At 72.8% G+C, this 1,672-nt stretch carries 2 protein-coding genes and 1 pseudogene; 1 reads left to right on the top strand and 2 read right to left on the bottom strand.

Annotated elements, in window-relative coordinates:
* Positions 1 to 278, bottom strand: a pseudogene (locus G6030_RS12145) (type I 3-dehydroquinate dehydratase); the annotation flags it as partial.
* Between the two features lie 38 nt (positions 279 to 316).
* Entirely contained in the window at positions 317 to 799 is a 483-nt protein-coding gene (locus G6030_RS12140) for a DUF4262 domain-containing protein (protein WP_182643295.1), read from the bottom strand.
* Positions 800 to 988: 189 nt separating this feature from the next.
* Here G6030_RS12140 and G6030_RS12135 point away from each other — a divergent pair.
* The coding region (locus tag G6030_RS12135; protein WP_182643294.1) for a patatin-like phospholipase family protein at positions 989 to 1,672 on the top strand (684 nt) is incomplete at its 3' end.

The following is a 1,672-nucleotide window of genomic DNA, read 5'->3' as shown; positions in this document are numbered from 1 at the left end:
TCGTAGAGGTCCACCCGCCACTCGATCAGGTCGAACGGCCGGGCGGCGCCCGCGGGGTCTTGGTCGTCCTCCGCCTCGTACGCCCGGATGTCCGCCACGCCGTCCTCGCCGGCTCCGGCGTCAACGCCGACTCCGGCTCCGACTCCGACTCCGACGGCCCCGGCGCGGGCGCGCGCGAGTGCCTCGGCCTGTCGGCCGAGCTCGGAGCGGTCGCGCGCGGTGACCGGCACGATGATCGACGGCGAGTTCGCGTCCAGGTGCAGCGGAGTGCGGGGCATCCCTAGACCCTACGACGACCCGCGGGTAGCCTCGGCTGTCAGTCGCACACCTCGCACGGGCAGGGCCGACGCGCGGGGATCAGCTCGAGCGCGGAGAGGCCGCCGGTCCGGGCCGTTCGGTAGAAGCTCCCGGCCAGCAGCAGCGTCCGCGACGGACGCCGCACCGGCACGAGTTCCCAGGTCGGCCCGCCGGAGCCCTCACAGAGCAGGTGCCCGGCGTCGAAGACCTCCCCGGACAGAACGGTGTCGCCCCACCGGGAGAGCAGGCCGGCGGTCTCCCGGGCGCCCAGCCCGCGGACCATCAGTTCCGGGTGCCCGACGTCTGTCAACCCGATCGTGTAGCCGAACCTCTGGTCCGGTGGTAAAGGCGCGGCCGTGCATTCCCCGCAGTCACACCCCTCGCCGATGTGGATGACGTGCATCCCGTGTCGGTCGATGGCCGAGGCGATCCCGAGCATGGTCGGGTCGATCGTCGCGGCGAGGCCGGAGCGCATGGTGAGCGGGATGGCGGTGCGGGACATGGCTTCTCCTGATGGTGAGTCGTCCGGGCCGTGGGCCCGGTATCGAACAGGCGCTCGATACGGTGCAGACGGTAGATCGCGCCTACGACACGATCGGGGGACGATCAGGCCCGTGGCCGGGACGCGCCCGGTGCACACTGGTCACGACCGCGCGGGGATCGCGTGAAGACTGGGCAGGAGGGGGCGTCGATGAGAGTGGCGCTGGCACTGGGATCGGGCGGGGCACGTGGGTACACGCACATCGGGGTGATCCGCGAGCTCGAGGCACGTGGGCACGAGGTCGTCGGGGTCTCCGGCGCGTCGATGGGTGCGATCGTGGGCGCGCTCTACGCGGCCGGGAAGCTCGACGACTTCGAGGACTGGGTGCGAGGGCTGACGCAGCGTGACGTCCTGCGGCTGCTCGACGTGTCCTTCGCCGGCGGCGGGGCCATCCGGGCCAACAAGATCATGGGCGTGATCGGCGCGATGCTCGACGACGTCCGCATCGAGGACCTGGCGATCCCGTTCACCGCCGTCGCCACCGACCTGCGGGCCCGACGCGAGGTGTGGTTCACCCGCGGGCCGGCCGACGTCGCCGTCCGGGCGTCGTTCGCCATCCCCAGCGTCATCACCCCGGCGCTCGTGGGCGGGCGGCTCATCATCGACGGCGGCGTCACCAACCCGGTCCCGCTGGAGCCGCTCGCGCCAGTGAGTAGCGACCTGTTGCTGGCCGTGTCGCTGACGGGTCGCCGGACCGGGATCCGGGGGTCGACGTTCGAGGAGAGCTCGGACCCCGATGAGGCGACGCCCGACGCGGAGCCGCGGATCGCCCGCAGGGGCTCCGGCGGCGGGGCGAGGCCGGCGGGACGGCTGACCGGCCGGATCCGCACCGCG

The sequence above is a fragment of the Dietzia sp. E1 genome (assembly GCF_014145015.1).
Lineage (GTDB): Bacteria > Actinomycetota > Actinomycetes > Mycobacteriales > Mycobacteriaceae > Dietzia > Dietzia cinnamea_A.
Note: the sequence above shows the minus strand (reverse complement) of the source record. Positions and strands in the feature narration are given on the sequence as shown.

Excerpts from the sequence above, each read along its gene's own strand:
- G6030_RS12140 (WP_182643295.1), bottom strand. The coding sequence starts at position 799 with ATGTCCCGCACCGCCATCCCGCTCACCATGCGCTCCGGCCTCGCCGCG.